The 16,917-nt window shown below is 65.3% G+C and carries 15 protein-coding genes; 8 read left to right on the forward strand and 7 right to left on the reverse strand.

Translation table 11 applies throughout. From position 1 onward, the window contains the following. Positions 1-115: 115 nt before the first annotated feature. The 4 genes from WFK36_RS06755 (at position 116) to WFK36_RS06770 (ending at position 3,932) form a co-directional block, all read left to right on the forward strand. A complete protein-coding gene (locus WFK36_RS06755) occupies positions 116-1,183 on the forward strand; it encodes an isocitrate/isopropylmalate dehydrogenase family protein (protein WP_336790796.1) in 1,068 nt (355 codons plus the stop codon). A gap of 126 nt (positions 1,184-1,309) precedes the next feature. Further along, a complete protein-coding gene (locus tag WFK36_RS06760) occupies positions 1,310-2,212 on the forward strand; it encodes an ABC transporter substrate-binding protein (protein WP_008380045.1) in 903 nt (300 codons plus the stop codon). Between the two features lie 3 nt (positions 2,213-2,215). After that, positions 2,216-3,154 carry an amino acid ABC transporter permease gene (locus tag WFK36_RS06765; RefSeq protein WP_008380044.1) on the forward strand — a complete coding sequence of 313 codons (939 nt, stop codon included), beginning with the start codon at positions 2,216-2,218 and terminating at the stop codon, positions 3,152-3,154. A 25-nt stretch (positions 3,155-3,179) separates the two neighbouring features. Then, complete coding sequence (locus WFK36_RS06770) at positions 3,180-3,932, forward strand: amino acid ABC transporter ATP-binding protein (RefSeq protein WP_040520240.1); 753 nt, start codon at positions 3,180-3,182, stop codon at positions 3,930-3,932. Positions 3,933-3,978: 46 nt separating this feature from the next. Here WFK36_RS06770 and WFK36_RS06775 read toward each other — a convergent pair whose 3' ends face one another. The 3 genes from WFK36_RS06775 to WFK36_RS06785 are packed head-to-tail and all read right to left on the reverse strand — an operon-like array spanning position 3,979 to position 5,790. Further along, positions 3,979-4,473: a DUF1990 family protein gene (locus tag WFK36_RS06775; RefSeq protein ID WP_336790800.1), complete on the reverse strand. Its 495-nt coding sequence runs from the start codon at positions 4,471-4,473 to the stop codon at positions 3,979-3,981. After that, a complete protein-coding gene (locus WFK36_RS06780) occupies positions 4,470-5,291 on the reverse strand; it encodes a class I SAM-dependent methyltransferase (protein WP_336790802.1) in 822 nt (273 codons plus the stop codon). Before WFK36_RS06780 ends, WFK36_RS06775 begins: the two co-directional genes overlap by 4 nt. Continuing rightward, positions 5,281-5,790, reverse strand: coding sequence for a 2'-5' RNA ligase family protein (locus WFK36_RS06785; RefSeq protein ID WP_336790803.1), 510 nt, complete (start codon positions 5,788-5,790; stop codon positions 5,281-5,283). Before WFK36_RS06785 ends, WFK36_RS06780 begins: the two co-directional genes overlap by 11 nt. Positions 5,791-5,993: 203 nt before the next feature. On the opposite strand from WFK36_RS06785, the gene rpsA reads away from it, so the two are divergent. The 4 genes from rpsA to aztD all read left to right on the forward strand — a co-directional run bounded on the left by rpsA (position 5,994) and on the right by aztD (position 11,371). After that, positions 5,994-7,469 carry a 30S ribosomal protein S1 gene (gene rpsA / locus WFK36_RS06790; RefSeq protein WP_008380036.1) on the forward strand — a complete coding sequence of 492 codons (1,476 nt, stop codon included), beginning with the start codon at positions 5,994-5,996 and terminating at the stop codon, positions 7,467-7,469. A gap of 82 nt (positions 7,470-7,551) precedes the next feature. After that, positions 7,552-8,637 carry a VanZ family protein gene (locus tag WFK36_RS06795; RefSeq protein ID WP_336790805.1) on the forward strand — a complete coding sequence of 362 codons (1,086 nt, stop codon included), beginning with the start codon at positions 7,552-7,554 and terminating at the stop codon, positions 8,635-8,637. A 40-nt stretch (positions 8,638-8,677) separates the two neighbouring features. Next, positions 8,678-10,093: a glutamate decarboxylase gene (gene gad / locus WFK36_RS06800; protein ID WP_419717464.1), complete on the forward strand. Its 1,416-nt coding sequence runs from the start codon at positions 8,678-8,680 to the stop codon at positions 10,091-10,093. Between the two features lie 48 nt (positions 10,094-10,141). Beyond that, entirely contained in the window at positions 10,142-11,371 is a 1,230-nt protein-coding gene (gene aztD, locus WFK36_RS06805) for a zinc metallochaperone AztD (RefSeq protein ID WP_336790809.1), read from the forward strand. 79 nt (positions 11,372-11,450) lie between these two features. Here the strand turns inward: aztD and WFK36_RS06810 are convergent, their stop codons facing one another. Genes WFK36_RS06810 through WFK36_RS06825 form a run of 4 tightly spaced genes read right to left on the reverse strand, consistent with a single transcriptional unit; the run spans position 11,451 to position 16,886 of the window. Further along, entirely contained in the window at positions 11,451-12,314 is an 864-nt protein-coding gene (locus WFK36_RS06810) for an SDR family oxidoreductase (RefSeq protein ID WP_336790811.1), read from the reverse strand. A gap of 38 nt (positions 12,315-12,352) precedes the next feature. Next, positions 12,353-13,618, reverse strand: a complete 1,266-nt coding sequence (locus WFK36_RS06815) for a PucR family transcriptional regulator (RefSeq protein ID WP_336790813.1) — start codon at positions 13,616-13,618, stop codon at positions 12,353-12,355. Continuing rightward, positions 13,618-15,042 (reverse strand): phytoene desaturase family protein, encoded by a 1,425-nt coding sequence (locus WFK36_RS06820; protein WP_336790815.1) that lies wholly within the window; start codon positions 15,040-15,042, stop codon positions 13,618-13,620. Before WFK36_RS06820 ends, WFK36_RS06815 begins: the two co-directional genes overlap by 1 nt. Next, positions 15,039-16,886, reverse strand: a complete 1,848-nt coding sequence (locus WFK36_RS06825; protein WP_336790817.1) for a DUF3556 domain-containing protein — start codon at positions 16,884-16,886, stop codon at positions 15,039-15,041. The genes WFK36_RS06820 and WFK36_RS06825 overlap by 4 nt, the downstream gene beginning before the upstream one ends. Positions 16,887-16,917 lie beyond the last annotated feature (31 nt).

Raw genomic sequence — 16,917 nt, forward strand, 5'->3', positions numbered from 1 at the left:
TGCTTTACGACGCTTCCTACGCCCCGCTGAACGGGGTCACGATGACCAGGGCGTACGACTCGGTCTTGGAACTGCCCGGCGCGGACCTGCCTCCGTGCGAACTCGAGGAGGATCGATGACTGATAGCCAGACTGTCCGGTTGGCCGTGCTCGAAGGCGACGGGATAGGACCGGAAGTGGTGCCGATGGCCGTCGACGTCGCGCGGCGCGCGCTGGAGGCACACGGAGTCGAGCTGGCGACCGTCGAGCTGCCGTTCGGGGCCGCCGCGATTGAATCGCACGGCGCCCCCGTTCCGGAGTCGACGTTGGACGCTCTGTCCGGCATCGAGCTGTGGCTCGTCGGACCGCATGACAGTGCCGCGTACCCGCCGGCGTTCCGTCATCCCGCGCCTGGTGCTGTGATGCGCAAGCAGTTCGATCTGTTCGCCAACCTGCGGCCCGCCCGCGCGGTCGCCGGAGTGCCCGCGACCGCACCCGACATCGACGTGCTGATCGTGCGGGAGAACAGCGAGGGCTTGTACGCCGATCGGAACATGGCCGTCGGGAGTGGCGAGTTCATGCCGACTCCCGACGTCGCATTGTCCGTCGGATTGATCACGCGGTCCGCGACTGAACGGATCGCCGTGGAGGCGTTCGAAGCGGCACGGCGTCGACGTGGGCATGTGACCGTCGTCCACAAGGCGAACGTGCTCCGTCTGACGACGGGACTCTTCCGAGATGTGTGTCTTCAGGTGTCCGAGCACTACCCGGACGTCACCGTCGACACGGAGCACGTCGACGCCATGGCAGCGCTCCTCGTTCGGCGGCCGGCCGACTTCGATGTGGTCGTCACGGAGAATCTGTTCGGAGACATCCTGTCGGATCTCGCCGCTGAGCTGTCGGGGTCGCTCGGCCTCGCGGCGTCGTTGAACAGTTCGACGGACCGGGCGATGGCCCAGGCGGTGCACGGTGCCGCTCCGGACATCGCCGGGCAGGGGATCGCCAACCCGATCGCCACGATTCTCTCGGTCGCGATGCTCCTGCGGTGGGAGGGCGAACGTCGGGACTCCGACGCACTCAGGTCAGCCGCCGACTCGATCGATGGCGCCGTCGCACACGTCCTCGCCGACGGTCTGGCGACCGCAGACTTGGGAGGAACGGCGTCGACAGGAGAATTCAGTTCTGCCGTGCTCGCCGTGCTGTGAATCTGGTTGAGCACAGGGATTAGACGCTCAGACTCACGATTCGGTTGCATGACCGGACCCGATGGCGTGGCGGAGAACTCGGATCGGCAATACTCGTGTCTCTGATTGAAGTAGTTTCATCAACCGATGCGACAGAACAAGAAGGTGCCCATGCGCGTGCGTCTGGCAGGTGTGCTGGCCTGTGCGGCCTTGCTGATGACCGGATGTGTCGTCGACGAATCGGCCAACGACACCAAGCCGATCTCGCTGACCATCGCGAAGCAGCCCGACATCGCGGCGCTCGTTCCGGACGACATTCGCGCAGGGGGAGTGCTGAAGGTCGGCACCAACGTGCCGTATCAGCCGAACGAGTTCAAGGACAGCGAAGGACGGATCATCGGCTTCGACGTCGACTTGGTCACGGCTGTCAGTCAAGTCCTCGGGCTGGAGCCGAAGTTCTTCGAAGCAGACTTCGGCAAGATCATTCCCGCCATCCAGGCCGGAACCTTCCACATGGGGATGTCGTCCTTCACCGACTCGCTGGAACGCGAGAAGGAGGTCGACTTCGTGACCTACTTCAGCGCCGGCGTGCAGTGGGCCACCAAAGAGGGACGTGAGATCGACCCGGACAACGCGTGCGGTCTGCGCGTCGGTGTCCAGGCGACGACCGTTGAAGACACCGACGAAGTGCCGGCCAAGAGCGCGGCGTGCGAAGCGCGCGGTGAAGATCCGATCATCAAGGTGAAGTTCGACAGCCAGGACCAAGCTGTGAATGCCACGCTCCTCGGCCAGGTGGACGCGTTCTCCGCGGATTCACCCGTCACCGCGTACGCGATCAAGAAGACCGACGGCCAACTGCACCAGGTCGGCCCTGCGTACGACGCCGCGCCGTACGGACTTCCGATCAAGAAGGGCTCGCCGCTCGCCGCCGCGGTGCAGAAGGCGATGCAGCATCTCATCGACAAGGGCTACTACCGGACGATCAACGAGCATTGGGGCGTGCAGGCCGGAATGATCGAGCACGCAGAGATCAACGGGGCGAAGGAATAACTCATGACGACTGACGACAAGCAGACGGCCGAAAGCGGCAGGCCTGCCCCGATCAAAGCGATACCGGTGAAGCACCCAGGACAGTGGGTCGCGGGCACGATTGTGGTCGTCCTCGCCGGGTTGTTCATTTACGGAGCAGCGACCAATGACAACTATCACTGGGACACGTTCGGGAAGTACCTCTTCGAGGTCAGGATCCTGTCGGGCGTCGGGTACACGCTGGCACTGACCATTCTCGCAATGGTCGGAGGTGTGGCTCTCGGCGTGCTGCTCGCGGTGATGCGCATGTCGCCGAACGGAGTCTTCCGCTGGGCCGCGTGGATCTACTTGTGGGTCTTCCGCGGAACACCGGTCTACGTCCAGCTGATCCTGTGGGGCCTGTTCGGTTCGCTGTACCCGACGATCAACATCGGCGTGCCGTTCGGCCCGACGTTCGTCGAATGGGATGCGCAGGAGTTCAGCCTCCAGCATGTGTTTGTACTCGCGACAATCGGACTGGCACTGAACGAAGCCGCGTACATGGCCGAGATCGTCCGGGCAGGCATCTCGTCGGTCGGCGAGGGCCAGATGGAGGCGTCGACCGCGCTCGGTATGACGTGGGGACAAACGATGCGACGGACGGTGCTGCCGCAGGCGATGCGAGTGATCATCCCGCCGACCGGCAACGAATTGATCAGCATGCTCAAGACCACCAGCCTCGTGTCGGCGGTGCCGTTCACTCTCGACGTGTTCGGCCGCCAGGGCGACATCGCGGGCGTCAACTTCCAGCCGATCCCGCTGCTGCTCGTCGCGTCGGCCTGGTACCTCGCTGTGACAAGCGTTCTGATGGTCGGCCAGCATTTCCTCGAAAAGCGTTACGCCCGCGGCTCGTCCCGAAACCTGTCTGACGCGCAGCTGGAGAACCTCGCCGCCGCCAACAACCCCAACCTCATCGGAGGCTGAGTCTGTGACCACCACTGAGACCCCGATGGTCGTCGCCGACCAGGTCTGCAAGAACTTCGGCGCGCTCAACGTGCTGACCGGCGTCACGCTGGAGGTGAAGCGCGGGGAGGTCGCCTGTCTGATCGGTCCGTCCGGGTCGGGCAAGTCGACATTCCTTCGCTGCGTCAACCACCTTGAGAAGGTCAACGCCGGACGACTCACCGTCGACGGTGAGCTCATCGGCTACCGCGAACGCGACGGCAAACTGTACGAATTGAGCCCGAAGGAAGCAGGCCGCCAGCGCCGAGACATCGGCATGGTGTTCCAACACTTCAACCTGTTCCCGCACCGCACCGTCCTGGAGAACATCATCGAGGCGCCGGTTCTGGTCAAAGGACAGTCGAAGGCTCAGGCGTCCGAGCGAGCGCTCGACCTGCTCACCCAGGTCGGACTGCGCGCCAAGGCCGACGCCTACCCGGCACAGCTCTCCGGCGGCCAGCAGCAGCGCGTCGCGATCGCCCGCGCGCTCGCGATGGAACCCAAGTTGATGCTGTTCGACGAGCCGACGTCGGCGCTCGACCCGGAACTCGTCGGCGATGTGCTCGAAGTGATGCGCGGTCTGGCGTCCGACGGAATGACGATGCTCGTCGTGACCCACGAGATGGGCTTCGCTCGCGAGGTCGCCGATCAGCTCGTGTTCATGGACGGTGGAGTGGTTGTCGAGAAGGGCGATCCCCGCGAGATCCTCTCGAACCCGAAACACGAACGCACGCAGTCGTTCCTGTCGAAGCTTCTCTGAGCGCGTCGTCGGCGTCTCGACTCCGCTCGACGGGCGGACGGCCGGGTCAGAGCAGCGCGCGGGCGTAGCGGTCGGTGATTGCGCGTTGGACCAGTGACGCGACCGGTGCGCCGAGTTTCGTGAGGAGCGTGCTCGGCCGGGAGAAGCCGGTGAGGACGAAGCGCACCACGCCGTCGTCGTCCACCTCGACGATGAACGACTCCTCGCCGGTCTCCGGATGCCCGGGCAGTGTTCCATAGGCGAAACCCGCGCGGGTCGGTTCGTCGATCACGGCGACCACACGGACCGGCCCGCTGATCCGGAACGGTCCCACCCCGATGCCGACCACGGCTTCTACACCTTCGGCCACGACGTCGGACGCGGTCTGCACCCGTACCCCGGAACGCCGCTGGACCTGCCAGCTCAGAAGCGACCTACGGGCGGTGGCGAACGTGTCGGCGCCCCGGCCGATCAGCGTCTCGCGGTGGAGGGCGTGAAAACCAGGTGGTGCCTCGCCCCGCAGACTGGCCCCGACATCGCGGTACGTGAGTTCGGCGGTCATGGCTTGTGGCAGACGAAGATCGCGGTGCCCGGGAAGTACGAACCGCGCAGGGGAGACCACTGTCCCCATTCCTGATCGAGGTCCTCGGGCCACTCCGGTTCGACGACGTCGTCCAGGACGAGGCCTGCGCCGACGATCTCGCGGATGCGGTCGCCCATCGTGCGGTGGTGTTCGACATAGGTGACGACGCCGTCGTCGTCGGCCTCGGAGTAAGGCGTCCGGTCGAAGTACGACATGCGGACCACCAGTCCGTCGGGTCCGGGATCGTCGAGGAACATCCACCGCATCGGGTGATTCGTGGCGAACACCCACCGCCCACCCGGGCGCAGGACTCGGGCGACCTCACGCATCGCCCGCGCGGAGTCGGCGACGAACGGAATCGCCCCGAACGACGAACATGCGATGTCGAACGACTCGTCAGCGAACGGGAGGCGTTCGGCCCCGGCCTGAACCAAGGGCACCGGGCGTTCGTCGAGTCTCATCGCGTCGACGGCATGCGCGAGCATCCCCGCAGACACATCGAGCCCGACGACGCGGGCGCCGCGCGCCGAGAGCCAGCGCGCACACGGCGCCGAACCGCACCCCACTTCGAGGACGTCGCGGTCCGCGACGTCGCCGAGGAGCCGGATCTCCGACTCCCGGAGACGCTCCGGGCCCCACACGAACTCTCCTCCCGGCGTCCGGTTCCCGATGAACTCGCCGTGTTCGGCGTGGTATTCGGCAGCCTCGGCGTCCCACCACGAACGGTTCGCGCGTTGGCTGGTCGAGGTGTCGACGTCGCCGAGCACACGCGGCGGGCGAGGAGTGTCAGCAGGCACGGCCGGCCACCACCATCTCCGAAGAAGTGTCGCCGTCCCAGCGGCGAATCGCGTTGGCATGCGCGGGAATCGGGGACCAGTCGAGGGTGAGGGCCGAGCCCACCCGGTCGGCGGTGAGCCGTCGGGCAAGTGTGATGTGCGGCGTCCACGATCCGGGTGTCACGTGGTCGACGAGGCCGTCGACTGCGTCGCCGCACAGACGGTGAACGGTGGCGTGAACTGAGAGGAGTTCGCTCGACGGAACCACAGACGCAGCGAGGGTGAACAGACCGGGACCCGCCGGAAGCGCCACCGGAGGACCGATCAGGACCGGGATCGGAAGGCGCTGGGCGATCGTCGCGAGATGGGAGTCCGCGCCGCTGATCCGAGTGCCGGCGATCAAGGTGCAGTGAGGTCGGCCGATCGCCGGATCGACCCCTAAGGCGGCCAGTGAGCGCCACCGGTCGCGGATCGCGACGTCCGCGGTGTCGTCGAGGAGGAGTTCGATGGATGCAGCCACGATGACGATCCTGTCATTCGGCACGCGGCGACAGCCAGTCGTGAGACGATGGGGCTCTATTTGTGCAGGCCAGCGCCGGGTAGTAACCTGGTATACGCGCGTGCCCGGCATGCGCGTCCAATCATCGTCAAACCCGCTGTGGCCTGCACGGATCGCACGGGAGCGACGTACCTACTACTTACCTGTCCGGAGCAACTCACCACATGTCGTCCCCCACCATCACCTCGCCGCAGGTCGCCGTCAACGATATCGGCTCGGCTGAGGATTTCCTCGCTGCCATCGACGCCACGATCAAGTACTTCAACGATGGCGACATCGTCGAAGGCACGATCGTCAAGGTCGATCGCGACGAGGTTCTGCTTGACATCGGCTACAAGACCGAGGGTGTCATCCCGTCGCGCGAGCTGTCGATCAAGCACGACGTCGACCCGAGCGAAGTCGTCACCGTCGGTGACGAGGTCGAAGCGCTTGTCCTCACCAAGGAGGACAAGGAAGGCCGCCTCATCCTGTCGAAGAAGCGCGCACAGTACGAGCGCGCTTGGGGCACGATCGAGGAGCTCAAGGAGAAGGACGAGGCCGTCAAGGGCACCGTCATCGAGGTCGTCAAGGGCGGCCTGATCCTCGACATCGGTCTGCGCGGCTTCCTGCCCGCATCGCTCGTCGAGATGCGTCGCGTCCGCGACCTCCAGCCGTACATCGGCAAGGAGGTCGAGGCCAAGATCATCGAGCTCGACAAGAACCGCAACAACGTGGTCCTGTCGCGCCGTGCATGGCTCGAGCAGACTCAGTCCGAGGTCCGCAGCGAGTTCCTCAACCAGCTGCAGAAGGGCCAGGTCCGCAAGGGCGTCGTGTCCTCGATCGTCAACTTCGGCGCATTCGTCGATCTCGGCGGCGTCGACGGCCTGGTGCACGTCTCCGAGCTGTCGTGGAAGCACATCGACCACCCGTCCGAGGTCGTCACCGTGGGCGACGAGGTCACTGTCGAGGTCCTCGACGTCGACATGGACCGCGAGCGCGTGTCGCTGTCGCTCAAGGCGACGCAGGAAGATCCGTGGCGTCAGTTCGCCCGCACCCACGCGATCGGCCAGATCGTCCCGGGCAAGGTCACCAAGCTGGTTCCGTTCGGTGCATTCGTGCGCGTCGAAGAGGGCATCGAAGGCCTCGTCCACATCTCGGAGCTGGCCGAGCGCCACGTCGAGGTCCCGGACCAGGTCGTCTCCGTCGGCGACGACGCGATGGTCAAGGTCATCGACATCGATCTCGATCGTCGTCGCATCTCGCTGTCGCTGAAGCAGGCCAACGAGGACTACGCGGAAGAGTTCGACCCGTCGAAGTACGGCATGGCCGACAGCTACGACGACCAGGGCAACTACATCTTCCCCGAGGGCTTCGACGCCGAGACCAACGAATGGCTCGAAGGCTTCGACAAGCAGCGTGAGGCATGGGAGGCCCGGTACGCCGAGGCCGAGCGTCGCCACAAGATGCACACCACGCAGATGGAGAAGTTCGCCGCTGCAGCCGCCGAGGCAGAGAACGCTCCGACCGACTACTCGTCGTCGTCGGCATCGTCGACCACCTCCGAGTCGGCTTCGTCGACCGGTGCAGCGTCGACCGGTGGTTCGCTGGCCAGCGATGAGCAGCTCGCCGCTCTCCGCGAGCGTCTGTCGGGCAACGCCTGATCGCGTAGCTAGATCTCACTGAACCCCGGGACCTCACGGTCCCGGGGTTCAGTGCATTCCGGGGCCGAATACTGTTGGGGCCGTGGGAAATGAAGTTCTTTCGGGCGGCCTGGCCATAGGTGCGGGCGTGGCGATCGGCATGCTGCTGTTCGTTCCGTTCGTGGCCCTGAGCTATCGACGGCGAGGTGGTCTGACCTTTGGTCGGTCGCTGTTGTGGATCGCGGCCCTCATCTACTTCTGTGCGATATGGACGTACACGCTCTTCCCTCTGCCGGACCCGGACCACCTGGTGTGCGTGGGAACGAACACCGACCTGTGGCAGGCGGTGCGCGACGTCGAGGGCGCCCGCGACCGCGGACGCCCCTTCACCGATCCGGCGACGCTGCAGTTGGCGCTCAACGTTCTGCTCTTCGTCCCGCTCGGTGTGTTCATCCGAGTCCTCGGTGGACGAGGCCTGCCGACTGCCCTGATCACAGGCGCCGGAGTCTCACTGTTTGTGGAGACCACCCAGGTCACCGGAATGTGGTGGATCTACGACTGCGCGTACCGGGTGTTCGATGTCGACGATCTGGTCACGAACACCGCCGGTGCGGTTCTCGGCTCGATCATGGCGCTGGTCGTGCCACGACGCATGCGTGGCATGTCCAAGCGTCCAGGAAGCGATGTCGCGTCGCCCGTCAGCAAGTCTCGTCGCATCGTCGGAGTCTGGTGCGACGTCCTCGCGGCCGCGATGCTGTCGGCTCTCGTATCGGTGAGCGTGCAACTCTGGCTCGAGTACGTCGTCGACGATCGGGCCGCGGTTCTGTCCGGAGAACTCGCAGCGGTCGTCGGCGGAGCGGTGCCCGCGGTCGTGTGGCTCATGGTCATCGCGGGGACCGGGCGATCGATCGGGGACCTGTGCGTGGAACTCGAATACCGGGGAGGCCCGCTCCCCGTGGCACTCCTTCGAGTCGTCAGGTTCTGCTCGAGCATCGGCATGTACTACGCCTTGACGTTGCTGCCGGACCCGTATGACGCAGCGGCCTGGGGGTTCGCGGCCATCGCCCTGATCCTCCTGGTGTTCAGCAGGCACGGGAAGGGACTGCCGTCGCTCCTGTCGGGGGCGTCGCTCGTCGACTCCCGCCCCGATTCGCCCGTCGACGATGGCGCATCCGTCACGCAGCAGTGAGAATGGTGGCGACTGTCGACTGCTGACGAGAGGTGAAGTGATGACTGGTTCCGATCGTGCACGAGGGTTTCGAGGCAGAGCTGTGGGCATTCGCGACACAGTGCGGCCGAATCCAGCCACCGTCGCTCCGGGCGAGGACGTCGAAGTTCCGAAGAATCGGTTGCCCGACGCCTCGATGGCTGCGGAGACCGCGTACCGGCTCGTTCACGACGAAGCGATGCTCGACGGCAACGCGCGACTCAACCTCGCGACCTTTGTCGGCACCTGGATGGACGATCACGCCAACCGCCTGTACGTCGAGTCGGCCGACAAGAACATGATCGACAAGGACGAGTACCCGCAGACCGCCGAGATCGAGAACCGGTGTGTGTCGATGCTCGCCGACCTCTGGAACGCGCCCGATCCGGCACGCGCGATCGGCACGTCCACGATCGGCTCGTCGGAGGCCTGCATGCTTGGAGGTCTCGCGCTCAAGCGTCGATGGCAGCATGCACGCCGAGAGGCCGGGCTCTCCACGGACAAGCCGAACCTGATCCTGTCGAGTGCTGTCCAGGTCTGCTGGGAGAAGTTCTGCAACTACTTCGAAGTGGAGCCGCGGTACGTTCCAGTATCGGACGATCATCGCCTCCTCGACGGGCACGACCTGCAGTCGTACGTCGACGAGAACACCATCGGGGTGGTCGCGATCATGGGAGTCACGTACACCGGTTCGTACGAACCGGTCCAGGAGATCGCCGCGGCGCTCGACGTCATCGCACACGACACCGAGCACGACGTGCCGATCCACGTCGACGGCGCGTCCGGCGCGATGGTGGCTCCATTCTGCCGACCAGACCTGGTGTGGGACTTCGGGATCGAGCGTGTCGCGTCGATCAACACCTCCGGCCACAAGTACGGGCTCGTGTACCCGGGAGTCGGGTGGATCGTCTGGCGAGACCTCGAGGCACTGCCCGAAGACCTGATCTTCCGCGTCAGCTATCTCGGCGGCGACATGCCGACATTTGCGCTCAATTTCTCTCGACCGGGTGCTCAGGTGCTGCTGCAGTACTACCTGTTCCTGCGCCTCGGATTCGACGGTTACCGCGAGGTCCAGCAGACATCACTCGACGTCGCAGCGTATCTGTCGGAGGCGATCGGACAGATGGACTCTTTCGAGCTGTGGAGCGACGGCACCGACATCCCGGTGTTCGCGTGGAGACTGCGCGACGGGCACACCACCAACTGGACGTTGTACGACCTCTCCGATCGTCTGCGCATGAAGGGCTGGCTGGTTCCGGCGTATCCGCTTCCCGACGATCTGACGGACGTCGTCGTCCAACGGATCGTGGTCCGCAACGGATTCAGTCGTGATCTCGCTTCGGCGTTGCTCGATGATCTGCGCGCAGAGGTGGCGTACCTCGACCGGTTGGACGGGCCGATTCCCCACGCGGCCGAGACGACTCCGTTTCATCACTGACTCATGCGTTGTTGACAATAATTGTCATTAAAGTGTTGACTGTCCGGCATGCAGAAATCACTCTCTCTCCGGACCTCCGCCGTGCTGGTGGCATTGGCGGCGACCCTCACTGCGTGTGGCTCCGCCGACGACGAGACGTCGTCGTCACCGAGCGTCACTGAGCGTGCTCGCGCCACACCGCGAGTCGTTGTGTCGTATGACGGGGGACTTCGCGTCCTCGACGGAAAGACTCTCGAGCAAGTCGCCGACCTGCAGAAGGACGGATTCCTTCGACTCAACCCGGCAGGTGACGACCGGCACGTGATCGTCACGACCGACGCCGGCTTCGAGGTGCTCGATTCGGGTACGTGGCGTGAGGAGCATGGCGACCACGCGCACTTCAAAGTCTCCGAACCACGCTTCACCGGGGCGAGGTTCGACGGCTCGGAGCCCGGCCACGCGGTGGCCCACGACAACCGCCTCACACTGTTCTTCGACGGGACGGGCGAGGTGAAGACCATCGATCAGTCCGCGCTCGGCGACAAGGCCCCGGACGTGGCCGACTACCGCACCCCGCACGCGCATCACGGAGTCGCGGTGTCGCGGGGCGACGGCTCGCTGGTCGTGACCGACGGTGACGAGGAATCTCGATCGGGCATTCGGATTGTGGACGCCGTGCAGAAGGAGTCGGCTGCGTCAGCCGACTGCCCGGGGGTGCATGGTGAGGCCGCCGCGTCCGGCGGCGTGCTGACGTTCGGATGCCAGAACGGGATCCTGGTCGTTCGTGGCAACTCGATCACCAAGGTCGCATCACCGGACGCCTACGGCCGGATCGGCAATCAAGCGGGTTCGGACGAGTCGCCGATCGTGTTGGGCGACTACAAGACTCGGCCTTCGGATCAGCTGGCCGACGACGAGATCGAACGGCCGCGCAGGTTCTCACTGACCGACACTCGCACGGGATCTCTCCGGATCGTCGACCTTCCCACGAGCTACAGCTTCCGGTCTCTCGCGCGCGGTCAGGATGGTCAGGCGATGATCCTCGGAACCGACGGGGCGGTCTACGTGTTCGACCCCGAGACCGGACGACAGACGGCGCGGCACCAGGTGATCGACCCCTGGACCGAACCCGTCGAATGGCAGGAACCGATGCCGTCGATCGACGTCGTCGGGGGGACGGCGTACGTGAGTGATCCGAAGGCGCGAACGCTGACCGCAATCGACATCTACAGCGGCAAGCAGACGGCTCGGGCCGCGTTGGATGTCGCAGTAATTGAGACGGCGGCAGTCTCGGGCTGACCGGAACCGCGGGACGCCGCAGAAGTCACGCCGTGGTGGTGGACGAACACGACCACCGCGTGACCTCTGGGGCATCTCGCTATTCCTCTGCCGCCGGAGGGTCGAGGAAGAAGTCGTACTCCAGCGGTTCCGCGCCACCGTACGGACTGAGATCGGCGACGCCGGCGTCGCGGACCAGATCGGCGTCGATGAAGCACCGACCGGTGACGTCGGCCGACGCGGCGACGAGGACTGCGGCCGCATCGCCCATGATCTGTGGACTCCGTGAATGCGCGACCGTCTCGTCGCCGCCGAGAAGGTTCCGCACGGCGGCGGTCGCGATCGTCGTCTCGGGCCACAAGCAGTTGCATGCGATTCCGTCATCGCGCCACTCGGCGGCGAAACCCAGTGTCGCCAGAGTCATCCCATACTTCGAGACCATGTATCCGGGGAATCTCCCGAGCCAGTCGGGGTTGAGGTTTATCGGTGGAGACAATGTCACCACGCGTGCGTGGTCGGACCGGCGGAGGTGAGGCAGGCACGCCTGTGTGAGGGCGAACGTACCGCGGGCGTTGACCTGCTGAACCAGGTCGTACTTCTTCATCGGCAAGTCGGCGGTCGCCGTCGGAGCGAGCGCGCTGGCGTTGTTCACGCAGATGTCGACGCCGCCGAACTCCTCGACAGCGGTGCGGACCAATCGGGCGATGTCGGAATCGCTACGCAGATCGCCGATCACTCCGACTGCGTGAGCCCCGGTGGCTCGAACTGCGTCCACTGCGGTGTGAATGGTGCCGTCCAGGCGAGGGTCGGGGCTGTCCGTCTTGGCGAGCATGACGATGTTCGCGCCGCGTCGTCCGAGTTCGATCGCGATGGCGAGGCCGATGCCGCGGCTCCCGCCGGACATCACCACGGTGCGACCCTCGAATGCGGAAGGGCCAGGGACGGTGACAAGTGAAGTGGACATGTTCGATCCTTTCGTCGGACCGGTTTGATGGGAACTGTTCAGGAGGCGTCGTCGCCGACGACGGCCGAACCGAGGAGACTGCAGACGACCAAGGCGGCTGCGATGTCGAGACGATCAGCACCGGGCGCTTCGGAGAGCGCCTTGGTCACGCGGTACTTGACCGTGTTGCGGTGGACGTTGAGACGCTCGGCGGCGCGGAGGTGGCTGTCGCCGGTCTCGAAATACGCGTTGAGCGTCTCGCGGAGGATCGAGGAGGTCTCGCCGGGCGCGGCGAGAGGACCGAGGACGTCATGGACCCACTGCTTGGTCGAGTCGAGATCTCGGGCGAGAAGTGCGACCAGACCGAGCCCGCGGTCTCCGTACCCGACCACCCGGCTGCCCTGTCGCCGATGGTCGTCGACGGCGCCTGACGTAGCGACGCTGAACGCAGCCTTCGCCTGCTGGTGGCTCCGCCGAAAACCGGTGACTCCGTCTCCGGCGAAGCCGACGGCGACGGCGATCGGACTGTCGTGGTCGAGGGCGGACGTGACGGTCTCGACGTCGATGGTCCGGTCCGGACGCCTGCCGAGAGGCACCCATACCCAGACGGTCCTGCGGTCGATCGCAGTGATCAGCGGATCCCCCTCGGCCCGTAACCGGCCGGCGAGTGTCCGTACGGCGCGGTCGAGATCGCGGACGCTGCATTCCTCGTCGGTCGACCACACGATCATCGCCGCGTGACGCTGGTCGAGGCGATAGCCGCTGTCCCGTTCGAGATGACCCGGATCGGCAGCGGGGGAGTCGAGGAGGGCATGGATCGCCGAGGTCAGGACGTTGCTCTCCACACCCATCCACCGGCGGCGTTCGTCCTCGTACGCCTCGAACACGTACTTGGTTATCCAGTCGATGTACTCGTACACGGTGTCGGAGATGTGCCGCACCACCTGCATCGAATCCGTTGTACTCAACGACAGCTCGTCGACCTTCGAGTACACGTCCCGGAGCAGCACACTCTGTCCGACGTGATAGGCACGGACCAGCGAGTTCGACGGCACGTCGCGCTGGGCCAGTCGTCGCGCGAACTCGACGGCCGCGGTGGTCGGCTGCAGTCGGCTGATCGCGATGTCGTTGGCGAGCACGTGGATGATCGTCGTGACGTTTCCATGAACGCTGGCGTCGAGCATCTCAGCGAGCACAGCGTCCTCGCCGAGACCTTCGATGCGTTCGAGGATCTCACCGGTCACCGACGCCGTTGCCGCGACCTCGTCGTCGCGGAGTCTCCGGGCGATGACGTGGGTGTGGGAGGTGAGTTGCACGGAATCCATCACGGGCGCCGCCGACCAAGTCCACGCAGGGCCGATTCCGCAGCGTTGTATCCGCACAGTCCGTGGATTCCAGCACCGGGAGGTGCGGACTGCGAGCAGATGTACACGCCGTCGACGCCGGTCCGGTAGGGATCGACTGCCGGCCGCGGCCGCAGCAGCATCTGCAGGCCCGCATTCGAACCACCGAGAATGTCACCGCCGACGTAGTTCCGGTTCTTCTCCGCCATGCCTGCGACGGATGTGACATGCGTCGCGACGACGATGTCGCGGAACCCAGGTGCGAAGCGTTCGATCTGGGCGATCACCGCGTCCGTGGCGTCGCCGGTGTAGCCGAACGGGACGTGCGCGTACGCCCAGATCGGATTCACGCCGCCGTTGCTGCGGGACGGGTCGGCGAGATATTGCTGGCCCACCAGAACAAACGGGCGATCCGGCATCACCCCGGTGGCCCGCAGGCGCTCGGATTCCCGAATCTCCGCGAAGTCTCCGCCCACGTGGACAGTGCCCGCGCGCCCGCAGTCCGGGTCGGTCCACGGGATGTCTCCGCGGACGGCGAAGTCGACTTTGAACGCGGACGAGCCCATCGAATACTTCTCGTAGCGTCGACGGATCCCGGTGGGCATCGTGTCGCCGTACAGGGCGACGACCTGCGCCGGAGACAGGTCGAGGAGCACGATGTCCGCGGACGGGATGTCTGAGCGCGATGTGACGGGGGTGCCGGTCGTGATCGACCCGCCGGCGTCGGTGAGCGCAGCCGCGGCGGCCTTGGTGATCGACCCCGACCCTCCTTCGGCGACGGGCCATCCGTAGCGGTGTCCACTGGCCCCGATCATCAGGCCGAGTGATGCGGTGAGGGGCCGGTCGAGTCTGGTGTACACGTGCGCGGCGATGCCACCGAACAGCGCACGAGCCTCCGGAGTGCGGAACACGCGGGCCAGCACACTGGCCGGAAGGACAGCGCGAGGACCGAACAGACCCAACTTGATCGGGTGCGCGGGGACGTTGGCGATGGGGCGGAGAAGGTCATGGCCGAGATCGTCGAAGTTTCGTGTGATGTCCCCGAAAACCACCTTCCAGCGCCGACCGTCGACACCCAGACCGTCTGCCGTCGCGTCGATGGACTGGTGAAGCAGCGCGGTGGACCCGCTGTCGAGTGGGTGCGCGCAGTCGATCTCCGGCCACCGCCAACGCAGACCGTACGATTCGAGGTCGACCTCCTTCCAGAACGGAGACCCGACGCCCATCGGGTGGAACGCCGAACACACGTCATGGATGACACCCGGGAGCGTGTACTCCGCGGAGCGAGCTCCACCTCCGATGTCGTCGTTCGCTTCGATCACGTGGACGTCCACACCGTTGCGAGCGAGGTGGAGACCGGCGGCGAGCCCGTTGGGCCCGCCGCCGACGATCACCGCGTTGGTCATCGACTCGCCATCTCGTCTGTGGCCGGCGATGCGGTTCCGGTCGCTGTCGAAGCGCTCGCCTGTGCGTATCGAGTGCCTGCCAGCGGGGCGACGTTCGCACGGGAGTGGACGTCGAACGGGATCGGACCGTCGGGCAGCCACGGCTGCGTGTTGATCGCGTCCTTCACCCGGTACGTGCCTCGCTCCACCACGCCGAGTGCGGCGTCGATGATCTGGTACTCCTGCGTGCCCTTGTGGATCGGCTGAGATTCGATCCAGGCCACGATGAACTCTCCCGGCGCGAAGTCGCACCGGCGTTGCAGAGCGTCGATCAGGTGCTTGTTGTGGAAGTGACCGTCGCCGAAGTTGAAGCCGAGGATCGAGTTGCACGAGAACTCGGCCTCGCGCAGCGTGTAGGTGTTGATGTCGTCGCCGAGTTCGCGCTGCATCAGGGAGAAGAGCGCGCGCCCCTGACTGTGCAGTGAACGCCAGCCCATGAGCTGGTGCATCACTACGTCGGCCACATCGGGCGGGTAGCTGCCGAGCAACTGTGTGCGCGTGTTCTGTGCTCCACGGACCACGAACTCCTCCAGCTTCTCCTCGGCGCCGGGCGCGAAGGCCCACGTGGCCGATGCCCAGTTGCCTGCATACTGCCGCATGCTCGGGAGGAACGACACGAGATCGGGTCGAAGATTGCCCAGGATCGGGAAGAACAGCATCACTGCGACGGCGAGGACGATCGCCCACGGCGTAGTCGCGTCGGCCACGCCGAAGCCGTCCCACGCGGGGAAACCCCAGAAGAGGAACACCGCTGCGTAGGCGAACAAGATGTTCCACTCCAACGGCACGGCCAGTGGGAACGTCGAGAAGATGAACAGGTGGAAGGCGACCATCAGAACGACAGCGCACAAAGTGAGGGTTCGGTTCGTCGAGAACAGCAGGACGAGCGGAGTGATGATCTCGACGACGGTGCCGAGCACGTGGCCGACTCCGCCTGCCAGGACTGACGGCCGCATGTCGTCGGGGAATCGGCGGTAATGGGCGCGCTTGACCCCCTTGAACGGCAGCCACGGTGTGTTCGACAGCATCGGAGGAATAACCATCGAGAAGTGATGCCCCAGCTTGGACACTCCGGCGCCGACCCACACGATCACGATGAGCAGTTTCAACGCGACGATCATGTCGATGAACGGCATCACGGCGAAGAAGACGACTGCGGGCAGATACTGCTCGCTCCGACCTCCGAGGAAGACGACCTTGTCACGCAATCCCATGACGACGACCAGCGCGATCAGCGAGTAGAGGGCGGCGGGGTTCACCAGCCCCGCCGAGCCGGGACGGAGCGCTTCGAGGGTCGTGTTGTCGACGGCGGGCACGACGAGCGCCACGATCATGTTGATCAGGATCGCCGCGTACAGCGTGACGTCGAAGAGGGTTCGCCGGTCACCTCCGGTGAACGGGACCTTGTCCGGCCACGGCGCCATCCTGAGGGTGTCGGGCTTGAGCCAGAAGTGGAACCCGCCTGTCATCGGCTTGAAGTGGCCTGCGAGCGGTCCCCAGGATCCACCGAGTCCAAGGATCTCCAGGAGCATCGTCCACAGGACGAGCTTCTGGTAGACGATGGGCTGATTCCACCAGGTCGTGATGTCGAAGACCCCGAGACCCGAGGTCGTCGTGGCGATGGTGACGCCTAGCGCGATGTGCAGCACGGCGACCTTCACCAGGTAGATGATGTTGAGGATCTTCGGTGTGCCGAATCCGTACTCGGCCCAGTGGGCGCCGAGGACCCGGAGTCGGTCCATGAACGGTCGGTCGAGGAACGTCTCCGGGTCGACGGGGGGAAAGTTGGGCTTGAGCAGTCCCATGGTGCTGTCCGATCTCAGTGGGTGGGTGGTG

This window comes from Gordonia malaquae, from assembly GCF_037148075.1.
GTDB classification, from domain to species: Bacteria; Actinomycetota; Actinomycetes; order Mycobacteriales; family Mycobacteriaceae; genus Gordonia; species Gordonia malaquae.